21 protein-coding genes and 1 pseudogene are annotated in these 23,180 nt (G+C 54.1%); 18 read left to right on the plus strand and 4 right to left on the minus strand.

All coding sequences use genetic code 11. The features are described 5' to 3' along the window. Positions 1 to 45: 45 nt before the first annotated feature. The 8 genes from tnpA to NYE48_RS04105 all read left to right on the plus strand — a co-directional run bounded on the left by tnpA (position 46) and on the right by NYE48_RS04105 (position 7,692). Positions 46 to 519 (plus strand): IS200/IS605 family transposase, encoded by a 474-nt coding sequence (gene tnpA / locus NYE48_RS04070; RefSeq protein WP_340996591.1) that lies wholly within the window; start codon positions 46 to 48, stop codon positions 517 to 519. Positions 520 to 979: 460 nt separating this feature from the next. After that, positions 980 to 1,501, plus strand: coding sequence for a sigma-70 family RNA polymerase sigma factor (locus NYE48_RS04075; RefSeq protein ID WP_212950196.1), 522 nt, complete (start codon positions 980 to 982; stop codon positions 1,499 to 1,501). After that, positions 1,485 to 2,666, plus strand: coding sequence for an anti-sigma factor (locus tag NYE48_RS04080; RefSeq protein ID WP_036709043.1), 1,182 nt, complete (start codon positions 1,485 to 1,487; stop codon positions 2,664 to 2,666). The genes NYE48_RS04075 and NYE48_RS04080 overlap by 17 nt, the downstream gene beginning before the upstream one ends. Positions 2,667 to 2,918: 252 nt before the next feature. Then, on the plus strand, positions 2,919 to 4,328 hold the full coding sequence (locus NYE48_RS04085) for a deoxyguanosinetriphosphate triphosphohydrolase family protein (RefSeq protein WP_340997028.1): 1,410 nt from the start codon (positions 2,919 to 2,921) through the stop codon (positions 4,326 to 4,328). Between the two features lie 59 nt (positions 4,329 to 4,387). Next, positions 4,388 to 5,341 (plus strand): MsnO8 family LLM class oxidoreductase, encoded by a 954-nt coding sequence (locus tag NYE48_RS04090; protein WP_340997030.1) that lies wholly within the window; start codon positions 4,388 to 4,390, stop codon positions 5,339 to 5,341. A gap of 83 nt (positions 5,342 to 5,424) precedes the next feature. Next, a complete protein-coding gene (locus NYE48_RS04095) occupies positions 5,425 to 6,471 on the plus strand; it encodes an RsmD family RNA methyltransferase (protein ID WP_340997033.1) in 1,047 nt (348 codons plus the stop codon). 253 nt (positions 6,472 to 6,724) lie between these two features. Then, positions 6,725 to 7,204 (plus strand): GyrI-like domain-containing protein, encoded by a 480-nt coding sequence (locus NYE48_RS04100; RefSeq protein WP_212950204.1) that lies wholly within the window; start codon positions 6,725 to 6,727, stop codon positions 7,202 to 7,204. A gap of 62 nt (positions 7,205 to 7,266) precedes the next feature. Continuing rightward, positions 7,267 to 7,692, plus strand: coding sequence for a DoxX family protein (locus NYE48_RS04105; protein WP_212950206.1), 426 nt, complete (start codon positions 7,267 to 7,269; stop codon positions 7,690 to 7,692). Between the two features lie 141 nt (positions 7,693 to 7,833). On the opposite strand, the gene NYE48_RS04110 is transcribed toward NYE48_RS04105, so the two are convergent. Further along, entirely contained in the window at positions 7,834 to 8,805 is a 972-nt protein-coding gene (locus NYE48_RS04110) for a D-2-hydroxyacid dehydrogenase (protein WP_340997037.1), read from the minus strand. 246 nt (positions 8,806 to 9,051) lie between these two features. On the opposite strand from NYE48_RS04110, the gene NYE48_RS04115 reads away from it, so the two are divergent. After that, positions 9,052 to 10,764: an ABC transporter ATP-binding protein gene (locus tag NYE48_RS04115; RefSeq protein ID WP_212950267.1), complete on the plus strand. Its 1,713-nt coding sequence runs from the start codon at positions 9,052 to 9,054 to the stop codon at positions 10,762 to 10,764. Between the two features lie 144 nt (positions 10,765 to 10,908). Further along, complete coding sequence (locus tag NYE48_RS04120; RefSeq protein ID WP_340997039.1) at positions 10,909 to 11,142, plus strand: 2'-5' RNA ligase family protein; 234 nt, start codon at positions 10,909 to 10,911, stop codon at positions 11,140 to 11,142. 153 nt (positions 11,143 to 11,295) lie between these two features. Here the strand turns inward: NYE48_RS04120 and NYE48_RS04125 are convergent, their stop codons facing one another. Beyond that, the gene (locus tag NYE48_RS04125; protein ID WP_340997041.1) at positions 11,296 to 12,597 is read right to left on the minus strand and encodes an IS1380 family transposase; all 1,302 of its coding nucleotides are present in this window, start codon (positions 12,595 to 12,597) and stop codon (positions 11,296 to 11,298) included. 118 nt (positions 12,598 to 12,715) lie between these two features. On the opposite strand from NYE48_RS04125, the gene thpR reads away from it, so the two are divergent. The 4 genes from thpR to NYE48_RS04145 all read left to right on the plus strand — a co-directional run bounded on the left by thpR (position 12,716) and on the right by NYE48_RS04145 (position 15,697). Further along, complete coding sequence (gene thpR / locus NYE48_RS04130) at positions 12,716 to 13,108, plus strand: RNA 2',3'-cyclic phosphodiesterase (protein WP_341000596.1); 393 nt, start codon at positions 12,716 to 12,718, stop codon at positions 13,106 to 13,108. A gap of 350 nt (positions 13,109 to 13,458) precedes the next feature. Beyond that, complete coding sequence (locus NYE48_RS04135) at positions 13,459 to 14,337, plus strand: cell wall hydrolase (RefSeq protein WP_212950211.1); 879 nt, start codon at positions 13,459 to 13,461, stop codon at positions 14,335 to 14,337. A 97-nt stretch (positions 14,338 to 14,434) separates the two neighbouring features. Beyond that, positions 14,435 to 15,118, plus strand: a complete 684-nt coding sequence (locus NYE48_RS04140) for a metal-dependent hydrolase (RefSeq protein WP_212950212.1) — start codon at positions 14,435 to 14,437, stop codon at positions 15,116 to 15,118. Positions 15,119 to 15,223: 105 nt separating this feature from the next. Then, on the plus strand, positions 15,224 to 15,697 hold the full coding sequence (locus NYE48_RS04145; protein WP_339322287.1) for a hypothetical protein: 474 nt from the start codon (positions 15,224 to 15,226) through the stop codon (positions 15,695 to 15,697). Between the two features lie 151 nt (positions 15,698 to 15,848). On the opposite strand, the gene NYE48_RS04150 is transcribed toward NYE48_RS04145, so the two are convergent. Then, on the minus strand, positions 15,849 to 16,979 hold the full coding sequence (locus NYE48_RS04150; RefSeq protein ID WP_340997044.1) for an MGDG synthase family glycosyltransferase: 1,131 nt from the start codon (positions 16,977 to 16,979) through the stop codon (positions 15,849 to 15,851). 243 nt (positions 16,980 to 17,222) lie between these two features. Here NYE48_RS04150 and NYE48_RS04155 point away from each other — a divergent pair, with 243 nt between their 5' ends. The 4 genes and pseudogenes from NYE48_RS04155 to NYE48_RS04170 all read left to right on the plus strand — a co-directional run bounded on the left by NYE48_RS04155 (position 17,223) and on the right by NYE48_RS04170 (position 22,022). Continuing rightward, entirely contained in the window at positions 17,223 to 17,825 is a 603-nt protein-coding gene (locus NYE48_RS04155) for a TetR/AcrR family transcriptional regulator (RefSeq protein WP_036709052.1), read from the plus strand. Positions 17,826 to 17,957: 132 nt separating this feature from the next. Then, positions 17,958 to 20,312, plus strand: a complete 2,355-nt coding sequence (locus NYE48_RS04160) for a YhgE/Pip domain-containing protein (protein WP_340997045.1) — start codon at positions 17,958 to 17,960, stop codon at positions 20,310 to 20,312. Between the two features lie 154 nt (positions 20,313 to 20,466). Next, positions 20,467 to 21,294: pseudogene (locus tag NYE48_RS04165) on the plus strand (MFS transporter); the annotation flags it as partial. Between the two features lie 152 nt (positions 21,295 to 21,446). Next, positions 21,447 to 22,022 carry a TMEM175 family protein gene (locus tag NYE48_RS04170; RefSeq protein ID WP_341000597.1) on the plus strand — a complete coding sequence of 192 codons (576 nt, stop codon included), beginning with the start codon at positions 21,447 to 21,449 and terminating at the stop codon, positions 22,020 to 22,022. Positions 22,023 to 22,123: 101 nt separating this feature from the next. On the opposite strand, the gene NYE48_RS04175 is transcribed toward NYE48_RS04170, so the two are convergent. Further along, complete coding sequence (locus tag NYE48_RS04175) at positions 22,124 to 22,813, minus strand: S-layer homology domain-containing protein (RefSeq protein ID WP_340997047.1); 690 nt, start codon at positions 22,811 to 22,813, stop codon at positions 22,124 to 22,126. Between the last annotated feature and the right edge of the window lie 367 nt (positions 22,814 to 23,180).

Here is a 23,180-nt window from a genome sequence, read left to right on the forward strand (position 1 = left end):
GATAAAATTGAGATGTTCAGGCTCAATTGAAAGGAATGGTCTTAGATGGCAAACAAGAACTATAGTTTAGCTCACACAAAGTGGATGTGCAAATACCACATTGTATTCACCCCGAAGTATAGACGGAAAGAGATCTATAATCAAGTGAGGAAAGATTTAATCGAAATTTTCAAACGATTATGTAAATACAAGGGAGTAGAGATCATAGAAGGTCATATGATGCCAGATCACGTACACATGCTGGTAGCGATACCACCGAAAATTTCAGTATCAGCCTTCATGGGATATCTGAAGGGGAAAAGTGAGCTAATGATCTTTGAGAAGCATGCGCAATTAAAGTATAAATATGGGAATCGGAAATTTTGGGCGGAAGGATACTACGTCAGTACAGTAGGCTTAAACGAGGCAACCGTCGCAAAATATATTCGTGAACAAGAAGCACATGACCAGGCAGTGGACAAACTGAGTGTGAAGGAGTATGAGGACCCTTTTAGCATAAATAGTAGCAAGAAAAAGTAAACCAGTTTAACTGGTAAGTGAAAGAGACAAATTACACTGAGCCTGAACAATTTATTGTCAGGCTAGCGTCTTTAGGCGCAGTTTGGCAACAGGGGGTTATACCCCAAGTGCAAACCACCCGTTGGACGGGTGGTTATGATTTCAGCATCCTGCGATTCCGCAGAAAAGAAGAGGCGCGGGCAGGGCGTGCCTTTCCGCGGGAAGCCAGGTCTTCGCCATCGGCGCGGCATGTTTGGTTTTTCAGCACTGCTTTGGGCCGTCCGGCCGGAATCGGCATCATTCCATATTTGCCCACGACGCGGCCCTCTGCCTTTCCGATCCAGGCGGCGGGCCGTTTTTGTGCGGAAATAAACCCCGATTTGCTGGGGATTTACCATCCCTTCTTTCCGGAACATGAACATTTTTCCGAAATTTTGTAACTATTCCCCTGTTTGAAACGTGTTTAGATTGAGGGGATGAAATGGCCAAACGCAGCACGCTCGAAAGCGTATATCGAACTTATATGCCGGACGTTTACCGATATTTGCGTTCCCTTTGCGGGGACGATGCGACAGCGGAAGACTTGGTGCAGGAGACGTTTTACCGCGCTTATTTGCACCTCGAAAATTATAGGGATGAGCAGGTCAAACCTTGGCTTTTCCGCGTCGCCTACCATGCGTTGATCGACCTGAAGCGCAAAGAGAGCCGGAGCATCGCGTCTGCGGACGAGTGGTTTCATCGCTTGCCGGACGACGACGGGAATGGGCCGGAATCGGTGCTTTTGCGCAAAGAGGGGCATGACCGGCTGTTGGCATGGATTGGGGGGCTGCCGGAGATGCAGAAGCAAGCGGTGGTCCTGGTGGATCTGCATCAATTTTCGTACCAAGAGGGCGCGGAGGTCATGGGCATCACGTTGTCCCATTTTAAGGTCGTGCTGTTTCGGGCGCGGCAGCAACTGAGGAAGATCCGGGAAAAGGAGGAGCGGGATGAGCGACGATTTTAAGCAAAAGCTCCGGGATTACAAGGACGGAAAACTGTCCGGGGAGGAGCGGGAAGAGCTGGAGCGTGAACTCGAAAAGATGGAGGTCTATCAATCCTATCTGGATGAAATGATGGACCTTGAAGAACACGCGGCAAATACGAACCCCCGTCCCATATCGGACGCCGAGAAGAAAAGGCATAAACGTGAAGCCAGGCTGCTGAGAAAAGGAAAATGGAAGGCGCGGATCGGCACGGCGTTTACGTTGATCGGCTTTTTTATCGGCTTTAGCATCCTGTGTTCGATCGGCACGTCCATTTTTTATGAGGCGGGAGATCCGAGTTTTAGAGAAATCAACCGCGACGTTGTGAAATCGGCGTTTGCGGTCGGTTATCCGAATGTGACGATTCAACCTAACAGCAACGCCGGAACCTACTTTAATATGAAGATTAGCGGCAAAATGTCCAAACGCATCGGGGACGAACAACGGGAGGTCGGCGATTTTTCGGCGACGTATTCCTTTCAATGGCTCCGGCTTTATGATTTTTCCTGGTCGGACAGCAGCGTGGCCTATAAGGGATTTTTTCTTTTCCCGGGTAATCAGGGGGGCGACAGCGGGCCGGAATGGACACGGCTGGAGAAGCTGCCTGAAGGAACGGTGGCGGAGGCCTATGTTTCTTATAAAAAGCTCTATTCGACCGACGAGTTTTTGAAAAGGTTCGAGGGCAAACATTACGACCCGCTTTGGTTTGCCGTTGACAACGGGGACCCGGACATCAAACGCTTTGACGGGCTCGTCATCAACCCGATCGGTTTTCCGGCGATGCCGGTATGGCACCGGGGAGACGGCAAAGTGACCGAAGGCCCCAAGCAAAAAGTCGGACCGTTTGTCACCATGAGCTCATCTTCCACCTCGTACCCTCCGATCGATCCGTACGGCTCCGGCGCTCTGCGGGAAGCGAATTTCATCAAGACGCTGCGCGTCCTGTACCAACATCAACGGGCTGCCGGGAGTCTGGTTCCCTCCGTCGATTTCAAAGCAACGCTGGACTACATCGAAAATAACGGGGTCAAAATCTACGGTGCCGTCATTACCGGACCGACCAAAGAAATTTTAAAACTGAAGGAAGATCCGGAAGTATCCGCGATCCGCATCGGGGAGGTTGCGTTGTGGAACTGGCGCGAATAGGCCGCGCAGAATGATGTTTACTCTTAAACCGTCTTTTCAGGCAACGGCCGAGGGGCGGTTTATTTTTGCATGCAGCCGTACCGAAAGGATCCTTTTTTTTTCGAGACATGCACTCCCAACCTCCTAACGGGCCGGCGGACTGGCAACAATGGGTGAAAGAGGCACCACGCGCTCATGAAAAAATCAAAGAACGGCACAGGCCGAAATGCCTTATAATGAAAAAATAAAAAAACGGAGTAGGGAGTGCTGTATATGAATATCAAGGATCAAAGGGAACATCGTCAGTACCCTGAACAAACCAAAGCGGACGCATCCCGGGCGACGTATGAACGGGATTATTCGCGGCTGATCCATTCGCCGACGTTCCGCCGCCTGCAAGGGAAATCGCAGGTCTTCGGTGCCGGCACCGGCGATTATTACCGGACGCGCCTGACGCATTCGCTGGAGGTGGCGCAAATCGCGCGGGAAGCGGCCAAAAGCCTCGTGCGGGCTTACCCGGAAGTAACCGAGGAACAGGCCGGCAACCCCGGGCTCGTCATCGATCCGGAGGTGGTCGAATGCGCGGCGATCGCGCATGATTTCGGGCATCCGCCTTTCGGCCATAAGGGCGAAGAAGTGCTGGACGGCATTTTGGAGCAGCTGATCAAGGATAAAACGAAAGAAGCCGTGGAAGGGCTCTACATGAATTCCGAGCAAATCCAGGACGTGCGGACGCGGATGCGGCATAAATACGAGCATTTTGAAGGGAATTCGCATAATTTCCGGCTGATCATGTTTCTGGAAAAACGCGAAAACGTGGACGGCCTGAATCTGTCCGACGCCGTGCTGCTTGGCATCAACAAATATCCGTTTCCCGGCACGGTCAATAAAAAGGGCTTGTACAAGCATGAATGGAGCTATATTTCGGAGATTCGCAACAAGTGGGGCATTCCGGCAGGAAAAAGAACGCTGGAATCCCAGCTGATGGACCTGTGCGACGACATTGCCTATTCGGCCCATGACCTGGAGGACGGCATCAAGGCGGGCAAAATCGAAGTGCATGAGCATTTTCTATATGACCCGTACATTATCCGGCTGATCATCGAAAAAATCATGACGCTCGAGGACGCTTTCTGGCAGGGCTGGGACGCGGACCGCATCCGGCTGAAGGTGGAAGAGGTCATGGCCGCTTTTCTTCACGTGTGGAAGGAGAAGCTGCCGTATTGCGAGCATGATTTTTCGCGGGCGCGGCGCGAGGTCAAAGCCTTTTGGGTGAGCCATTTTGTCGGCAGCCTGGGCGTCATCCCGGACGGGGATTGGAAAAAGGTCACCTTCATCAAAGGGCAGGAAGAAGATTTCGATATGCTGCGGACCGTCAGCGTGCTGAAAAGCTTTGCGTGGGTGACGATGATCCGCGACCTGCGCGTGCAGCGACTGCAAAAACGGAGCGAATGGATGATCAAACGGCTGTGGGACGCTTTCCTTGATCCGGTGGCATCGAAATCCATCATCCCTTCCGACTGGCTGCAGCGGTTCGAAAGGGATCAGGCCAGCCCGAACCCGATCTGGACTTGGGAGCATATGGTGATCGATTATATTGCGGGCATGACGGACGCCTTTGCGGAAAAGATTTATAATGAACTGTACGGACTGAAGGTCGGGTCCATTTACGATTTGGATTAAACGGCCGGGTTCGCTTGAGAAGAGACGAGAAACAGCGGCATGAGGGGAGAGTTTCGCAGATGGTTACGGGGTTAAGCTTGGGAGTGCTGGACTTGGTTCCGAAAATCGGGGAGGCTTCTTACGAACAAGCCCTGCAAGAGGCGGCGGCGCTGGCCGTATCCGCGGAAAAATGGGGTTATGAACGTTATTGGGCGGCCGAGCATCATGATCTGAAGGATTTGGCCTGCGCGTCGCCGGAAGTGCTGCTGGCTCACATCGGGGTGAAAACGAAACGCATTCGCCTCGGCACGGGCGCGCTGCTGCTGCCCCATTACAGCCCGCTGAAGGTCGCGGAAAGCTTCCGCCTTCTGGCGGCGCTGTATCCGGGACGGATCGACCTCGGCATCGGGCGGGCGCCCGGCGGGTCGGCCCACGCTTCAATGGCGCTTAGCGGCAATTTCCTGCAAAACGTGGCGGATATGCCAAAAAAGCTGCGCGCTTTGATCAAGCTGCTGGAAGACCGTTATATGTATGAGGACAGGCTGGTCCAGGCGCGGCCGCTGCCGATGGTACAGCCCGATGTATGGATGCTTGGGACGAACAGCAAAAGCGCCGGTTTTGCCGCCGAATACGGGACCGGGTATGTTTTCGGGCAGTTCATGAGCGAGCGGGACGGAGCCGAAGTGCTGCAAACGTACCGCGAACAGTTCAAGCCGTCGGCATTGCTGGACAAACCCCGTGCGATGCTGTCCATCGGAGTCATCTGCGCCCGGACGGAGGCGAAAGCCCGGAAGCTGCTGGAGGACGCAAAGCTGCCGGGACCCGAGCGGGCCGCGGAGCAGGGGGAGGCGGAGGAGCACCCCGATCCGCAAAGGCGGTTGATATCGGGTACGCCCGGGCAGGTGCGGGAACGGCTTGTCCGGATGGCGGAATCGACCGGATGCCGGGAGTTTTTGATCTTTTGCCCCATCCAGGATTACCGGCACCGCCTGGAATCTTACAGGCTTTTGGCCGCCGGCGGCTGGAAAGGGTAAGAAGCCGAAAGATGCGGGGAAAGGTACGGGTTACATGGATGAATAAAAAACAGGAACAGGCAAGTGGTCGGATGCATCGGCCGATGCATGAACAAATCGCTGGGCGAATGGATGAACAAATTGCTGAGCGGATTGATGAACCAATCGATGAACGGATCCAACAAGCGCTGGCAGACGGCCGCTCGCTTTATCTATACGCGTACGCCAGCCATGAAACGGAAGCCGAGCTTTGCGCGATGGAGCTGCGGGCGCTGTTCGGCGGCTGCACGGAATGGAAGACGGGGTCGCTTTTGCTCAGCCGCCGGAGGATCGACCCGGATCGCAGCCCGTTTCTGACCCTGCGTTTGGATATCGCCGCATCCGGGGACTCTGCGGAAAAAATCGCCGAGCTTGCGGGCTCAAGGCGTTGGGTAGAAAGCGGAGAAACGTTTAAGGTCACGTATATCAAAGCCGGGGATCCGTTTGATTATGCAGAACAAAGAAGCTTCGAACGGCTGGTCGGCAGCCGGATTCAGGGCAAGGCGGATATGAAACATCCCGATGTCACGCTGGGACTGACGGCTCTAGACGGGACCTGGGTGCTTGGCGTACGGCATGCCCCAAAGCGGGCTTGGCACGCGCATATCCATAAACCGCAGAACTATTCCACCGGCCTCTCCGCGGCCGTGGCCCGGGCCTTGGTGAACATCGCGGCTCCGGAAACGGAAGGCTTGCGCCTGCTTGATCCCTGCTGCGGCATGGGAAACGTCTTGATCGAGGCGTTGTCCATGGGGCTGGATATCCGGGGAAGGGACATCAATCCGCTTGCGGTCCGCGGCGCCAGAACGAACCTCAAGCATTACGGATTTTCCGAAACGCTGGTGACGCTTGGGGATATGAACGACCTGGAAGGCCATTACGATGCGGCGGTGTTGGACATGCCCTACAATCTGTGCTCGGTGCTTCCGGAAGAAGAGCAGCGGAGGATGCTGACAAGCCTGCGCCGCCTGGCGCCCCGCGCGGTGATCGTCACGACGGAAGAGGATGTGCGGGTCCGGGTGCAAGAAGCAGGATATCGGATCGCCGATGAATGCCAAGTGAGGAAAGGAAGCTTCGTGCGGCAGGTGTGGCTTTGCGAAGCGCTCCAATAACATGCGGGAAATCGAAATTATAATATATGGGGATGGGGGGCTAGTACCGAGGCTCCCCGGCCAATACCGGGCCATCGAAAGTTCCGGGTCGTACTTCAAAGGGAGGACCATGTTGGTCCTCCCCTTTATTTTTCTGCGGCCCCTAAACAGTATCATTTTTTGGCATGATTAAAAGTTATGATAAACCCATCAAGAGAAAAGACGAATCATTGAAAATTTAAAGGAAAATTTAAAGCGAAGGAAGGAATCGAAGATGAAAAATTACACCCTTGAGGAAAAAGAAAGCTTTAACGTTTTGGGCATTGGGACGGAGCTTCGAAGCGATTACACGGACTATGCCGGCATAAACCAGGAGAAGGCTGATTTTTGGAAAGCCGTGATGCAAGATGGAAGACTTGACACTTTAAAGGCCGTAGCCGCAAACGATTACATTTTTGCCGTAAACGAAGCGGTGAACAACAAAATGATGTACTACGCCGGCGTCATGACGGAGGCCGCGATGCCCGAAGCAACCCGCGTTATTCAATTTCCTAAAGGGGAATACCTCGTTGTCAAAGGGGAAGGGAAAACGGCCGATGAGCTGGGCAACATGCTTTCCGGCATTGCCTTTGGTCAAGTTTTGCCGGAAGCTACCGATTTTGCCTATGTCGGCGGGCCAAACGCAACGGTGGAGATGGGGGAGCGAAACGGTTTGGTATATGGAGAAATGTGGATTCCGGTCGTTAGGAAATAGAGACGTTCGCGGCTCGTTTTTTGAAACGAAAAAAGATTTTATAATGATGAGGAGGAGTCAAAATGAATAAGATGGTCGGTGTGGAAACAATCATGAAAGTCCATCCCCAGCCCCTTGGAAAAAGGGTGGCTTATTGGTCAGTCACATTACTGCTCGTAATTGCGATTGCGTTAAGCGGGATCGGACAGCTGATGCAATTTGGAGGAAACATCGATTTGGTGAAAAATCTGGGGTATCCATTATACGTATTGACCATTCTCGGGATTTGGAAGGTGCTGGGGGCCGTCGCTCTCGTCGTGCCGGGTTTGCCTCGGCTTAAAGAATGGGTTCACGCCGGGATCTTCTTTTTAATGACGGGCGCGGCATGTTCCCATGCATTGGCTAACGATTATGGCGATTACGGGTTTAATCTGATCCTCCCGCTTTCCTATGCTGCGCTAAATATGCTCTCGTGGGCTCTGCGGCCTTCGAATAGACGCTTGTCTTAAGGAAATAGAGAGGAAAAGGCGCCCGTTTACGCCGAATGAGAATATCCCTTACAGGGGATCGGAGGCCTGCATGGCGCTCCGGTGCCCGGTTAAGGGATATTTTTCGTTAAAGCCTATCGTTTTCTCAAATATGCCTGAATTTTAATACATCCGCCCGTAATCCACCAGATTGCGAGGCGGTTTTTGGCCTTGGGCATAGGATTTGAGGTTCTCCGTAAAAATGTCGATGACGCGTTCGGTATAACGGTCGTTGCTGCCCGCGACATGCGGGGTGATGATGACCTGCTCCATGTCCCAGAGCGGATGGTCCGCCGGAAGCGGCTCCGCTTCGAACACGTCGAGGCCCGCGCCGCTCAGCCGGCCGCTTTTGAGGGCATCCATAAGCGCGTCCGTATCCACCGTAGGTCCGCGGCCGACATTGAAGAAATAAGCGCCCTCCTTGGTTGCGTTCCAAGCCGCTGCATTAAAGATGCGGCGCGTTTCGGCCGTCAACGGCAGGATGTTCACGATGTAATCGCCTTGTCCCAGCGCCTCATGCAGGCCGTCCATCGTATACATCCGGTCCACATGCGGTTCCGGCTGGTCCGACCGTCTGACGCCGATCACCCGCATGCCGAACGCTTTGGCGAGCCGGGCCGTTTCGCGGCCGATTTCGCCGACGCCGACGATGACCAGCGTTTTGCCGCTGATTTCGCCCAACGTGGCGAGACCGGGAACGGAGAGGTCGGATTTCCACTCCTTTTTCAGTTGATGGCGAACCGCCATATGCAGCTGGCGCGAGAACGAAAGCATCATGCCGATGATGCTTTCCGAGATCGGGATCGCGTGCACGCCGCTGGCGCTCGTGAGCAGCACCCCTTTGTCCCGCAGGCGTTCCAAAGGCAGCGTATCCACGCCCGCCGACCAGGTCTGCACCCATTTCAGCTTGCTGGTTGCGAGCAGGGCGTCTTCGACGATCGTTTTTGACCAGCCGAGAAGGACCTCCGCGTTTTGAACCTGTTCCGCGCTGAGTTCCTTTTTATTTTTTACGATCAAATCGTAGCCTGGGGCGGCCTGCTTGATTTGTCCGACTTGTTCCGGCGTTAAGGAATGAAGACATACGATAGATTTCATGGTTCGGCTCCTCCGTCGATCGTTATTTGCCTAAGCAGAATTGTTTTTAGGATACCAGATTCCGGCGGGAAGTGAAAAGGCGTTTGGACGAATCGCCGTTGGGGCGGCGGCGAACCAACATCCAGTTTTTCTGGTCCCATGTGCGAGGAATACGCTATAATTAGAGTATTTCATACAGAATTTGGAGGCACGAATACGGTTATGATGCAAAATGCAGCAGGTAAGGCTTCGGGCGCTCAGCCCGGCCTGATTCGAAGGTTTATGTCGTATTACCGCCCGCATAAACGGCTGTTTATGGTCGATTTCGGCTGCGCGGTGGTGGCGGGCTTGCTGGAGCTCGGGTTTCCGGTCGCCGTCCAGTGGGTCGTGGACCGGCTGCTGCCGGACGGGGCGTGGGGGACGATCGTCGCCGCCGGATGCGGCTTGCTCGCTTTATATTTGATCAGCATGGGGCTGCAGTTTATCGTCAGCTATTGGGGGCATAAGCTGGGAATCAACATCGAGTCGGACATGCGCCAGCAGGCGTTTAATCACGTGCAGAAGCTGTCCTTCAAGTTTTTTGACAATACGAAAACGGGGCATCTCATGTCGCGCATGACCAACGACTTGTTTGATATCGGGGAAATGGCCCACCATGGGCCGGAGGACATGTTTATCGCCGTCATGACCTTTTTCGGGGCGTTTGCGATCATGTGGTCGGTGAACTGGCAGCTTGCCCTGATCACGTTTATCGTCATGCCGGTCATCGTATGGATGATCGTTTATTTTAACCAGAAGCTGAACCATGCTTCCTCGGAAATGTTCCGCAACATCGCGGAGCTGAACGCCGGCGTGGAAGACAGCGTGTCCGGCATCCGGGTCGTCAAATCGTTCGGCAACGAGGAATACGAAATCGCGCGTTTCCGCGAAAGCAACGCCGCATTCCGCCTCGCCAAGCTTCGGTCGTACCTGGCCATGTCGTTCAGCGTCTCGGGCATGTATATGCTGACGCGGCTGATTTCGCTGATCGTGCTCGTCTGCGGGGCCTGGTTTGCATACCAAAACAAGCTGAGCTACGGCGAATTGGTGGCATTTTTGCTGTACGTCAACATTTTCCTGAAGCCGATCGACAAAATCAACGCCTTGATGGAGATCTATCCGAAAGGAATGGCGGGTTTCAAGCGCTTCTGCCAGCTGATGGACACCGAGCCGGACATCCAGGATCAGCCGGATGCGATAGAGGTGCGGCAGCTGCGCGGGAACATCGAGTTCCGGAACGTTTCCTTCGGCTATGAGAAGCAGCGGCGGATTTTGGAAGGGATCGACCTGAGCATCAAAGCCGGGGAGACGGTAGCGCTCGTCGGGCCTTCGGGTGCCGGCAAGTCGACGCTGTGCAGCTTGATCCCGCGGTTTTACGAGGTGGAGGAAGGAAGCATCACGATTGACGGCATCGATATCCGCGAAATGACCCAGCAATCGCTCCGCTCGCAAATCGGCATGGTGCAGCAGGACGTGTTTTTGTTCAGCGGGACGATCCGGGAAAATATCCTTTACGGCAATTTGAACGCCTCCGAAGACGAGCTGATGGATGCGGTGCGCAAAGCCCATCTGGAGTCGCTGGTTGCTTCCCTGCCGGACGGGCTGGATACGGTCATCGGCGAGCGGGGGCTCAAGCTGTCGGGCGGGCAGCGCCAACGGCTGGCGATCGCAAGGATGTTTTTGAAAAATCCTCCGATCCTCATTTTGGACGAAGCGACGTCGGCCCTCGACACCGAAACGGAAGCGATCATCCAGGAGGCGCTGGAAGCTTTGGCGGTGAACCGGACCACGCTGGTCATTGCGCATCGGCTGGCCACCATCCGGAACGCGGACCGGATCATCGTCGTCACGGAGGAAGGCATCGCCGAACACGGGCGGCATGAGGATCTGCTGAGAAGCGGGGGCGTATACGCAAGATTGCACCGGGCGCAATTTGGGTGACGCTGAATAGGGGCAAGGATGTTTTGAAGGCTCTTGGAGCTTTCGGAACATCCTTTTTGTTTTGGTGGAAACAGGCGATTTTGGATATGATAAAATGGACGGTATTATATAGTAGCAAAAATTTGTGAAAGGAGCAGATTTTACTTGGACAAGGAAAATAAGGAGCGGCCGCTGCGGCTGTTTATCGCGGTCAGATTGCCGGATGAATTGAAATCGGTGCTGGAACGTTGGCGGGAAGCCCATCAACATCTGTATCCTTTCAAAAAATGGACGCACAGGGAAGATTATCATATTACGGTGCAATTTTTAGGGGACGTCGAACCGGAGCGCGTGCCGGCCATCGCGGAAAAATTAAACCTGAATTTCGAAAGCGCATAAGAATGCGGTGGCGATCATCCAGGAGCGGATCAACAACTGTGAATAAATGGGAGTGGGACCAGCGAAATTTTGAAACCAATATCCACATGGGGATAACTCCCCCCTCCCCAGAAAAGGGGCATTGTTGTTTTCCATGTGAAATGTTGGAAGCCGTCACTCCAATTGAACCACTTTGGCTTCGATTCGTTTCCATGCATGACGACCGTCGAAATCCTTGATCAGCTTGAGCACGACCGCGCGACTATGCCGAACAAGCGTCGCCGCGCAATGAAAGAACTCCAGTCGGAATCTTGCAATCGTATAACCCTGATGCATCGGTTCGCAACAATCGCGCTTAAAGCGTTCGAACAAATTGTAGGCCAGCAACTTGATCAGCAGATCGACTTCATTCGCTTCAAAATCACTGGTCGCGATCCGGTCCATGGAAAAACCGTCTTTCGCCTCTTTGATGTAATTTTCCATGCAGCAACGCTGGTTGTAAAAGCGCCATAGGTCAATTGGTTCCCACTCCAGGTTGGTTACAATCGCTTCATACTGCCAGTCCTCGTCGAATACGATGCGGCCTTGACCGTCTTCGCAGACTTGCGTCTTACGAATGACCGCTACGCGACGGGGCTTTTTCCAGGACGTAGCTTTGTAAATCAAAGTGATGCCCTCGATGATCCAGTCCTCGTCGACATAGCGCGTCCAGTAGCGACAAGCCGCCACGTCGCTTGCGAGGCGTTTGGTCCATTTCATTTTGCCGACGTAACCGATCTTGCGGCCTTCCCACAGTTGGTAGAAATCCTCGCCGCCAAAGCCTTTGTCGAACCGGGCGTACGCCACTTGGCGCTCGCCGAGCAGTGCGAAGGTTTGCTGCAAAAAGTCGATTGCGTCGGTTGAAGAATGCGTGTTGCCGGGGCGAAGCCTCGCATTCAGATTCAAGTGGGTTTGCCCTTCAAAAGCCAGCAACGGATGGTAGCTGTTTCGTCCGGGCTTATGCGGATTGGTGCCTTTGGCCGCGCCGGCCTGCTCCCCGTATACCGTCTCCACCGAGGAGTCCAGATCAAGGATTGGCTTGGACGGCAAGCAGAGATGAATGATATCCATATTCAGCTTGCGCAGTTCCGTCGGGAGCTGCGGGCAGGATCTGCCCAGACGCGCGAGCTCCTTGTACAGCAAACTGTGATGCGGCAGACGGCCTCCCAGAAAACGACAAAGCAACACATCGTGCTGTAACTTGCGGAAATGAAAAATACGCCCGCAGCCCAGCATCCAGCCAACCATTAGATAGAGCAGGATGCGATGAACAGGAAAAATGGCGTTGTGCGCTTTGCCGCCGGAAAGGCGCTGCATGGCCTCGGCGAGCTTGATTTTTTCGAGATAGGCCAAAAAGATTTTGACGCCGCCGAAACTCGTGGCGTTCTGCAGCGAAAATTCGCTCTTGATTTTGCTGACCGGTGTGGTAGACTTCACCTAAAAGGTGCTCCTCTCTTTGGGTGATGTTGTCCTGGACAAACACCATTCTACCAAAGATTTGGAGCCCTTTTTATGTTTTTAATGCGCAGTACTTTCGAAATTCAGGTTAAAGTCCATCGCCAGCCAATTTCGCCCATTTGAGCTTGGTTTTGGAAAGGCGGGGGTGTTTGGCGCAGAGGCATCCCCGAGAGTGCTTTGGGCTGGAGTAATTGACTACAAAAACGGCCTCGCCGAACTGCAGGAAAAGGTGACGGACGCCATGGAAACCTTAGGGTTCGCCAAAGAGTCCAGACCTTATCGCCCGCACATCACGATCGCCCGAAAATACGCGGGAAATCAGGGATTTCAGCTGGCTTCGATGCCCCCTCTGCTTCAGCAAACAGCGGCTTCGGAACAAGGGGACGACATGGCAACATGGATCGCCGATGAATTTGTACTTTTTTCCACACATTTGCACGAAAAGCCAATGTATGAGATACTAGAATCCTTCCGTATGGAATATTCGTAGATTGATATTTTCGAGCGTTTTTAGCATACATGGATTTTGCGGGCATCCGGGCGAGGATGTCCGGCAAGATCCGATCATTCAAAACATTCCTGCACATAAAACAATAGCTTGTTCCCTTTAGCCGTATCTGTGAACCGTAAAATTGTGCCGTCACGAAGCTGTTTGGTGTTGTAAAGATGTAACAAACGTATTTTCCGTTTTCTCGTATTCGCGGATGCAGCAAATCACTGAAAATATTAACAGGTTTTCAAAACCTCTATTTTCGGTTACATGAGAATGATGCAAGATGATCGTCATTTGCAAAATTCGGTGTGAAAAGGGAATGTGCCGGGAGTAGTGGGAGGAAAAACATGTACACTTTAAGACAAAACCGCTGGATGGCTTTGCTGATCGGAGTTCTTCTGGTGTGTTTCTCTGCGATTTGTTTGCTTCTGCAAGACGAGCAAGCGAAAAAACTGCAGCATAAAGGCAATATGACGCTGGACCGGATCGGTGCGGTTTCTTTGAGCATGAACGAAAACGCGAGCGCGGTGAACAAGGAACATATACAGGTTCAGGGCAAACGGAGCACGTCGCAACAGACGCGTTTTGAGTTGCCTATTCAATTGCAAAATGTAAATAATTTCAAATTATGGAATAATAAAACGAAAATTGCTTTTGTTGAGCAGCTTCCTTCGACGTCGCCGAAGTCCAAAACGGTGTTGGCACGCGAGCAAGCCCAAGCGAAACCGAAGGTCGTTCAGGCGGAGGCTTCCCATCGGCAAAAGCAAAATCTTCAGCTGACTCCCCCAAAAACATTATTCTTCAGCCGGACCAAACTGCTGAGTCCGTCGGAACGGGCGAAAGCCACCTGGCAGTACAACGTGACCGCTGAAGATGTGCTCCTGCTGCAAAAAATCGTCATGGCAGAAGCAGAAGGCGAACCGTACCAAGGCAAAATCGCAGTCGCGAACGTTGTCTTGAACCGGCTACGGTCAGCCAATTTTCCCAATACGATTAAAAAGGTCATCTATCAAAAACATCAGTTCAGTCCCGTGGCGAACGGACGCTTTGACCGCGTGAAGCCGAACCGGGATTGCATTCGCGCGGTGAATGAGGCGCTGAACGGCAAAAAAGCCGTGACGGATGACACGTATTTCTTCCTGTCCCTGAAGCTGGCGCAGGACCTGACCATTCATCATACCCGCACGTACGAAAAGCGGATCGGCAATCATACTTTTTACAAATAAATCCCAATTCGATATGATAGAGATGGGTTGTACAGGCTTTGCCGTTCAATCCGGAATATCATGTTTTGGCGATCAATTGTAGGAGGTGCCGACGTTTATGAAAATTACGTATTATGGTCATTCATGTGTGCTTGTGGAGGCGGAAGGGAAAAAAATCATCATCGATCCGTTCCTGACGGGGAATCCTGCCGCGACCGTTTCTCCCCGGGATATCCGCGTGGACGCGGTGCTGTTGACGCACGGCCACGGAGATCATTTTGGCGATTGCATCGACATCGCAAAAGCGAATGCGTGCCCGATCGTTGCCGTTTACGAATTGGCGGAATATTGCAAAAGCCAAGGGGTTGAAGCGTACGGCATGAACATCGGCGGCAGTCAGACGTTTGACGGCTTTAAGGTAAAATATACGCTCGCGTTTCACAGTTCTTCGCTTACGGTGGGGGATACCGTGATTTATACCGGCGAACCCGGCGGCATTTTGCTGACGATCGGCGACAAAACCTTTTTCCATGCAGGCGATACCGGACTGTTTGGCGATATGCGCTTGATCGGGGAAATGAACCGGATCGATGCGGCGGCGCTCCCGATCGGCGATTCGCTGACCATGGGGCCGGAGGACGCGCTCGTGGCGGCGGAATGGCTGCGGGCGTCCCACGTGCTTCCGGTACACTACGATACGTTCGAAGGCATCCGGCAGGACGCTTCCGCGTTCTGCGAACGGCTGGCCCCAAAAGGCATCCAGGGTCACCCGCTGAAATCCGGCGAAAGCTTCGAAATCTAGAACTTCGCCTCCCCAAGCAGCGTCATGTCTTTAGACAAACACCACGCCGCTTCCCGGGCATATACTGGTCGGGAATAAGCCTACAGGAAAGGCGGGAGTCTCCCGATGATGGACCGGATGACCGGATGCAGCCCCATCGCCGTTCACGACCTTCAATACATGATTCAGGCGGAGTATCGTTCGATGATTTACGCGCAGCGATTGCTTCAGCTTGCGCCGCCGGAGCACCGGGCGTACTTCAGCAGGAACGTGGAAATGAAGCAGAAGGAGCGCCTTGCAGTCTGGACGCGATGGTATTACCGTTTGACCGCCTGTTATCCGGTGTTCAGCAAGGTTGAGCCTCCCAAGGAATATCCGGACGGGCTTCGCCTGTTGATTGGCGATGCGCTTGATGCCGCCGAGCTGTACGAGGGACTGCTGCACTGCACGCGGGATCCGCAGCTGCAATGGATGCTGCAGCGCGCCATGAACGGGGAAACCCGCTGGGCTATCCGGCTGCAGTCTTTATATGCAGATTATTTGGCCGGGAACGGGGATTCGGCGAAAAGCAAAGGGCGGATCGGCGTCATCCGGAAATAATTGCCGCATCCGGAGGGGCTTCTTGTAGAAGGGGACTTACTCCCCGTTCATCGCCACAAAAAAACAGCTTCCTCCATATTGTTGGAGGGAGCTGTTTTTGCGTCCGCATTTAGGCTGGATCCTATGTAACCTGGTTGAAGAGTCCCTTGCTTTAAGACAGCGTATGTCGATGGAGCCATTCCAGAACCTGCTGCGCGCAATAACAAGGTTTTTTTCCGGGGCCGGTGGCCGTCAGCGCCTTCAGCCTGTCGTTTTCCACCTGGCCGTATTCATGCAGGAGGCGGTGGTGCCAGCGGCGAAGCACCATGGGAGAGATCATCTCCGCGCTGCCCAGCTCCACGAAATATTGGCCGTTTTCTTCCTCCTGCCCGGGAATCGCCTCGTAAAACAGCATCGGAATGCCTTTGGCGAGCCCTTCCGTGCATGTCATGCCTCCGGGTTTCGTAATTAGCAGATCGGAGACATCCATCCACCTGTCGATATCCTTCGTATACCCGAGAAGGCGGATATTCGGGTGGTCGAGCTCGGGGGTGCTTTTCATCTTCTGCAGCTGCTTTTCGTTGCTTCCCATGCAAAATATCAACTGAACGTCATCCGCCCAGGACAAGAGCAGACGTATCATTTCTTTATTAAAAGAAACGCCCCAGCCCCCGCTCATGATCAGCACCGTCGGCATCGGCTTCAGTCCCAGTTCTTTCTGCAGCTGCTCCTTGTCCCCTCGTTCCCAAAAATTCGGATGGACGGGGATGCCGGTAACCTGGACCGACTCGGCCGGCACGTTTCGCCGCAGCAGCAGATTCCGCACCTGGGGCGTCGAGACGAGGTATTGGTTCACCTCTTTGTTGACCCAGGTGGCATGGACGTCGTAATCCGTAATGAGCGTGATCAGCGGCACCTGGATTCCTTTCCGTTTCAGGCGGGAGATCACCGCGTTGGGAAAGGGATGCGTGCAAACGATCAAATCCGGCCTGAGCTGCTTCATCACCCGGGCCGCCTGCGTGTAAAAAATCCGGTGCAGCGCAAGTTTGGTCAGCCGGTTCAGCGATTTGTCGTATTGCTTGCGATAGAGCATTCCGACCAGCCTGGGGCTGCTGCTGACCGTTTTGCGGTAGGCCGAAAGGATGAAGGGGCCCATCTTCGGATTCAAAAAATTGCCGAGCTCAATAACGCGGCATTGCAAACGGGGGTCGAGCCTTTTCATCCCGGCCGCCAGCGCGTAGGCTGCTTGCGTATGCCCGGTGCCGAAACCTTCGGACAGCAGCAGCACTCTCTTTTTTCGCATGTATTCACCCACTTTTCCTTCCTCTATCTTACAGGAGGCCATATCAAAAATCCATAAAAGAGCAAGAGAATCGCCGGAGCATGAAAACCATCGCAGAAAATTGCAGAAAAACTCAAAAAAAGAGGATGGCAAGGGTTGCCAAAAAGCGATCGACGTGCTAAAGTATGAATTGACCAATTGACCGAAATGGAAAATCAGTCATAACTCATGAACGACCATTCCCCACGGAAAGGGGGCGAGGGTATGTCTGCCGTAGATCGCCGAAAGCAAATTCTTCGTGCGGCGGCGCAATCTTTTACGCTTTTTGGGTACAAAGCCACGACGATGGATCAAGTGGCCAAAATAGCGAATGTCGGCAAAGGGACGATTTATACGTTTTTCTCGAACAAGGAAGAGCTGTTTGACGAGATTTTGAATACGGCCATATTGGAGATGAAACGGTTGGCCGAGAGCAAGGTGGACAGGGAGAAAACCTTTTTCGAGAATCTGTTCAGCGTCCTGGATGCTTTGCTGGAGTTTCGCGGCGAACATGAGCTGTTCATCAAGCTTTCCCAAGAGGTGCGGGACGTCGGAACGCTTAAAGCCAGAGACGGCCTTGCCAGGCTGGAGCGGGTCATCTTGGAGTATTTGGAGAAAGAGATCGCCTATGCGCTGGATCATGAGGAGATCGGCACATGCGATCCTCAGGTGGCCGCTTTTGTCATGTTCAAGCTGTACATTGCGCTGACTTCCGATTACAAGCATGTTCGGGAGCCGCTCGGCAAAGAAGAAATCCACCATTATATCCGTTTATTTTTGGCGGACGGTCTCGCGAATCCCGAATGCAGGCCATATCAGCATACCTGATGAAAAGTGCTTCCCCGTAAGCGGTCCGGACGGACGGCGACGAAGAGGAAGTTTTTATCGGTCAAAAATTGACCAAATGATTAAAACGGTCAATTGGTTTCACCACTTCAATACGGATTTAAGGAGAGAACTATGATGAGGTCATTATCGGTATTCTTAAAGGATATGGCTGCGACGGCCCGCAACCGTAAACTGCTCATTTCCATGATCGCGGTCATTTGCATTCCGGTGATGTATGCCGGACTGTTCCTGGGTGCCTTTTGGGACCCCTACGGCAAAATGGACCAGCTGCCCGTAGCGGTCGTCAATAACGATACCGGGGCGAAGTACGGGGACGAGGAATTGCAGATCGGCAATGATCTCGTTGAGGAGTTGAAAAAAGGAGCGGACTTCGCCTGGAAGTTCGTCAGCCGCGACGAGGCCGAGAAGGGGATGGAGGAGAACCGCTATTATATGACGATCGTCATCCCTGAGGACTTCTCCTCCAAAGCCGCAACGGTGCTGGATGAACATCCGCAGCCTTCGGAGATTATTTTCGAACCGAACGAGGGGTATAACTTCCTGGCTTCCCAAATCGGCGGGACGGCCGTCAAGGAAATCCGGGCCAAAGTATCCGAAAAAGTGACGGAGGCTTATTCCAAAAGCCTGTTTGAACAAATCACCAAGGTAGCGGACGGGCTCGGGGAAGCCGGAAAAGGCGCCTCGGAGCTGTCCGACGGCACGGTTAAGCTGAATGAGGGGGCTGCCAAGCTGAAAGAGAACTTAAGCAAAATGGTAGCGGGCACCGTCAAACTTCAGCAGGGAGTCCAGCCGCTGGCAGGCGGTGCGGCCGATTTGCAGAAAGGCGCGTTGAGCTTGAAAGAAGGCTCGCAGCAGCTTGCAGGCGGTCTTGGACAACTCGCCTCGGCGCATAAGCAGCTGGAAAACGGCGTGAGTGCATCGCATCAGGGCACGGTCCAATTAAAAGAAGGGCTGCAGGCTTCGGCGGCCGGCAGCGCGAAGCTGCAAAGCGGGCTTCAAAGCGCCGTGGAAGGCAGCGGCAAACTGCAAGCAGGATTGGCGGCCACACTGGAAGGCAGCGGCAAGCTGCAGGACGGCTTGAAGCAATCGGAGGCCGGCAGCGCAAAGCTGGCGGAAAGCATGAAAACGGCCGAAGCCGGGGGAGCCAAGGTCGCCGCAGGCGCCCAAAGCGTGGCGCAGGGCCTCCAGCAGCTGGCTCAGCAGAACCCCGAGCTGGCGCAAAACCCGGCTTTCCAGAAGCTTGTTGCAGCGAGCCAATCGGTAGCCAAAGGCACCGAGGAGCTGCATCAAGGGCAACAACAGCTTAGCGAGGGGACCTTCCAGCTGCATCAATCGCAGCGGCAGCTCGCAAGCGGAGCCGCGGGCCTGCATGACGGGCTGCGGCAGGTTTCGGGAGGCGCGGATGAGCTCGGCAAAGGCGCGAAGCAGCTGACGGCCGGGATGGAGCAGCTGCATCAAGGGCAAAAGGAGCTTCTTCAAGGAGCGACGCGGCTTGAAGCCGGGCAATCCAAGCTGGAATCCGGCATGAAGCAGTTCGGCACGAAGCTTGGCGAAGCGGCGGGAGGCGGCAAGCAGCTGGCGAGCGGCGCCGCGCAAATCGCCGAAGGCTCCGGCAAGCTGAAAGGCGGCATGAGCCAATTGGGCAGCGGCGTAGCGGCGATTGCGGACGGCTCCAAGCAGCTGGACGACGGCGCCGGACAACTGACGGAAGGACTCGGCAAGCTGCAGGACGGCTCCGGGGAGCTTGCGTCCAAGCTGAACGAAGCCGCCGAAAAAAGCGGGGAAGTGAAGGCGGGGGACGAGAACTTTAAAATGTTCGCCGAACCGGTGAAAATTGAGGAGAAGAAGTTCTCCAAAGTTCCTAACTACGGAACGGGCTTCGCGCCGTATTTCCTGTCCCTGGGACTGTTCGTGGGCGCTTTGATCTCGACCATCGTCATTCCGATGCGGGACAGTTCCGTGCTCGGCGCATCCGGGTTCAACCGGTTCATCAGCCGGACGTTGTCGTTTGTCATGATGAGCGTGCTGCAATCGTTGCTGTCGGCCATCATCATTCTTTACGGTTTGAAGCTCGATGTGCAAAACGTGCCTCTGTTCTACTTGTTTACGTTTATTACGAGTTTGTCCTTTATGTTCATGATTCAGGCCATCGTCACCTGGTTGGATCAGCCCGGGCGCTTTGTCGTCATCGTTTTGCTGATTTTCCAACTGACGACGAGCGCAGGCACGTTCCCGCTGGAGCTCATTCCGGACTGGATGAAAGCCCTCAATCCGCTCCTGCCAATGACGTACAGCGTGATCGGCTTCAAAGCGGTCGTGTCCACCGGCGATTTCGCGGCCATGTGGCAGCAAACGGCCGTGCTTGGCGCGGTAGGTATCGTCTTCCTGGCTCTGACGCTGGTTTACTTCCTGATGAAATCGCATAAAAGCGTCCTCGACCAACAGCAGTCTTCCGTGTCGGCCTAATTTAACGGGAGGCATGAATAAGGGACCGTTCCCCAACGTTTCATTCGGGGGGCGGTCCCGTTTTTGATTTCCGGCATGGTCCGTTGTATCCGGATGCCAAGCCTTTATGGCTCCATGGGCCGATCCAACCTTGCTTGATTCAGGCGGAACGGATGCCTTGGTGCCCTTTGCGTCGTACCTTGCATCCGAATCTTCGCGCGGCCGCGTGGTCGGCAATGTGATGAGCGGCTTGCTGCTCGGCATCATGCTTTCGCGCCCGCTGTCGATCCTGATCGCCGATCTTTTTGGCTGGCATGCCGTATTTGTTTTGTCCGGCGCAGCCGTTTTGGTTTTGGCGATCGTATTGTCGAAGGTGCTGCCTGCGAGACGGCCTTCCTCGTACGCTTCCTACGCCGCGCTGCTCGGATCGATGTGGCGATTGCTGAGAACCACCCCGCTTTTGCGCCGCCGGGCCGCGTATCATGCATGCGTGTTTGCGACGTTCAGCCTGTTTTGGACGACGGTTCCGTTCCTGTTGGCCGGCCCGATGTTTCATTTTTCCCAGAAAGCCATCGCGTTGTTCGCGCTTGCGGGCATCGCGGGCGCGGTTGCCGCGCCTGTGGCCGGACGGCTGGCAGACCGCGGCTGGACCAGGCCCGGCACAGGAATCGCGCTCGTTACGGTTGTCCTGTCGGTGTTGCTGCCGCTGGTCGTCCGGACCGGTTCGCCGGTCGGCGTCGCGGTTCTCGTCGCTGCAGCCATATTGTTGGATGCGGGAGTATCCGCGAATCTTGTGCTTGGACAACGCGCGCTTTTCTCGCTGAGCCCCGAAATACGCAGCCGTTTGAACGGGCTTTTTATGGCTATTTTCTTTTTGGGCGGCGCCGCGGGCTCGGCGGTCGGGGGCTGGGCATACGCCACGGGAGGATGGAGCGCTGCGTTATGGTTCGGTCTGGCATTTCCGGTCGCTGCGATATTATATTTTGCCACGGAGAAAAAATAACGAATCACGCCGAGGGCAGGGGCTGTTGGCCGTTCGCTAAAAAATTCGGCTTGACAATATAAAGGGGATCATGCAATTTTACTGATATCGAATATCGAATATCGAATATTGAATATTGAATAGAGCGCGGAAGCGGGAAAAGAGGAACCACTCTGAAAGCAAATCGCATGGAAGCGTTCAGCGATGGCGTGCTGGCGATTATCATTACGATCATGGTCCTGGAATTCAAAGTGCCGGAAGGCCATGACTGGCATGCGTTGATCGGCCTTGGGCCGAAAGTTCTTAGCTACATTTTCAGCTTCGTGTATGTCGGCATTTACTGGAACAATCATCATCACTTGCTGCACATGGTTCGAACGATGAACGGCCGGTTAATGTGGCTTAACCTGCTGCTTCTGTTCTGGTTGTCCCTGGTGCCGTTCACGACGGCCTGGATGGGGGAAAGCCATTTTGCAGCCGCTCCTACCGCATTGTACGGCATGGTTTTAATGCTGGCGGCGTTCTCGTACTGGCTGCTTCAGCGCACGATCATGAACCAGCATGCCGGCGACTCCTCCTTCGTCGTAACGATGGGGAAAGACTGGAAAGGGAAATTGTCTCCGCTGCTCTACTTGTTCGCGGTTTTGACCGCTTACGTGAGTCCATGGTTGTCCGGCATCTTTTTCGTGCTTGTTGCCATGGTCTGGTTCATGCCGGATCAACGGATCGAGCGTACCTTAAGCCATTAAAAAAACTCTTCGAATCCCGCGTTTCAAGCGGGCTTCGAAGAGTTTTTTCCGCTGATGCGGCACCTCGGCGCGCGATATCTCCGAACCTTCACAAGGCCCCGTTATTTGGAAGAATCCTGGGAGCTTTGCGGCTTCGTTGGATCGTTGGTCTTGGCCTGCTTCTCATAAAGCGCGATCGCTTTGTATAAAATCGAAGCGGCATCTTCCCGCGTTATTCGGGTTTGCGGATGGAAACGGCCCGACTCGTCAAGATCAACCAAACCGTAGTGCAGGGCGCGCTGAATCGTGCCCTGGTATTCGACGGTCAACTGGTCTTCATCGGCGAGGGCTGCAGGAACCAGATTGATCATAGGGAAACGCTTCGTCGACTCCAAAGCCTGCATGGCATAATGGACAAACTGCTCTTTGGTCACGGCGCCTGCCGGATCGGCGTCGGCGGGCAAATCGAGCCCGCGGTCATGCGCAGCAACAAATGAAGCATGATACCAAGCATCCGCAGGGATGCTTGTGAAATACGCGCCGCCCGGGCCCGTTTTGTCATCGCCTGCCGGCGCATCGGCTAACAGGCCGCGTGCGATCATGGCCATGCCTTGGGCCAACAGGAGCCGTTCGCCTGGCGCAAACCGGTCGGCGGCAACGCCCGTCACGACTCCCTTGGCCTGCAAAGCTTCGATTTGTTGCTTGGCGCCGCTTTCGCCGATGTCCCGAAAAGATGCCGAAGCCAAGGCAGAGCCGGCCGCCGATACCAGCAGGGCGAAAGACAGGGCGGTTACAGTCCAGGTTTTTTTCATGGGATGTAGTCTCCTTCTCCATAAGCTTTGATATGATTACCGCATTTTAACAAACGGCCCGGAAAGCAAAAATGTTTCAAGCAACGATGAATCCATTGTGCAAGGGGAGTATTATGGCCGGTGGAGGAAAATCCAGGATACACCATGCATTTTTATTCGGTATTTATATTATTTAACCGGAAAACGCTTTAATGCGGCACTGCAAATCATTATTTATCGGGCTCATAAAAACTTTGAATTGCGCTGCTTTTAGGGCAGTGATAAAATAAAAAAACCAATTCTTGCTGAATAAATATCAATACCCATTCCCCTAAGCAACAAGGTTGTCCGCTGTTGTAAGTTACCCCATTCCCCAATCTTAGTCACT

This window comes from Paenibacillus sp. FSL M7-1455, assembly GCF_038004655.1.
In the GTDB taxonomy this organism is placed as follows: Bacteria; Bacillota; Bacilli; order Paenibacillales; family Paenibacillaceae; genus Paenibacillus_AQ; species Paenibacillus_AQ cookii.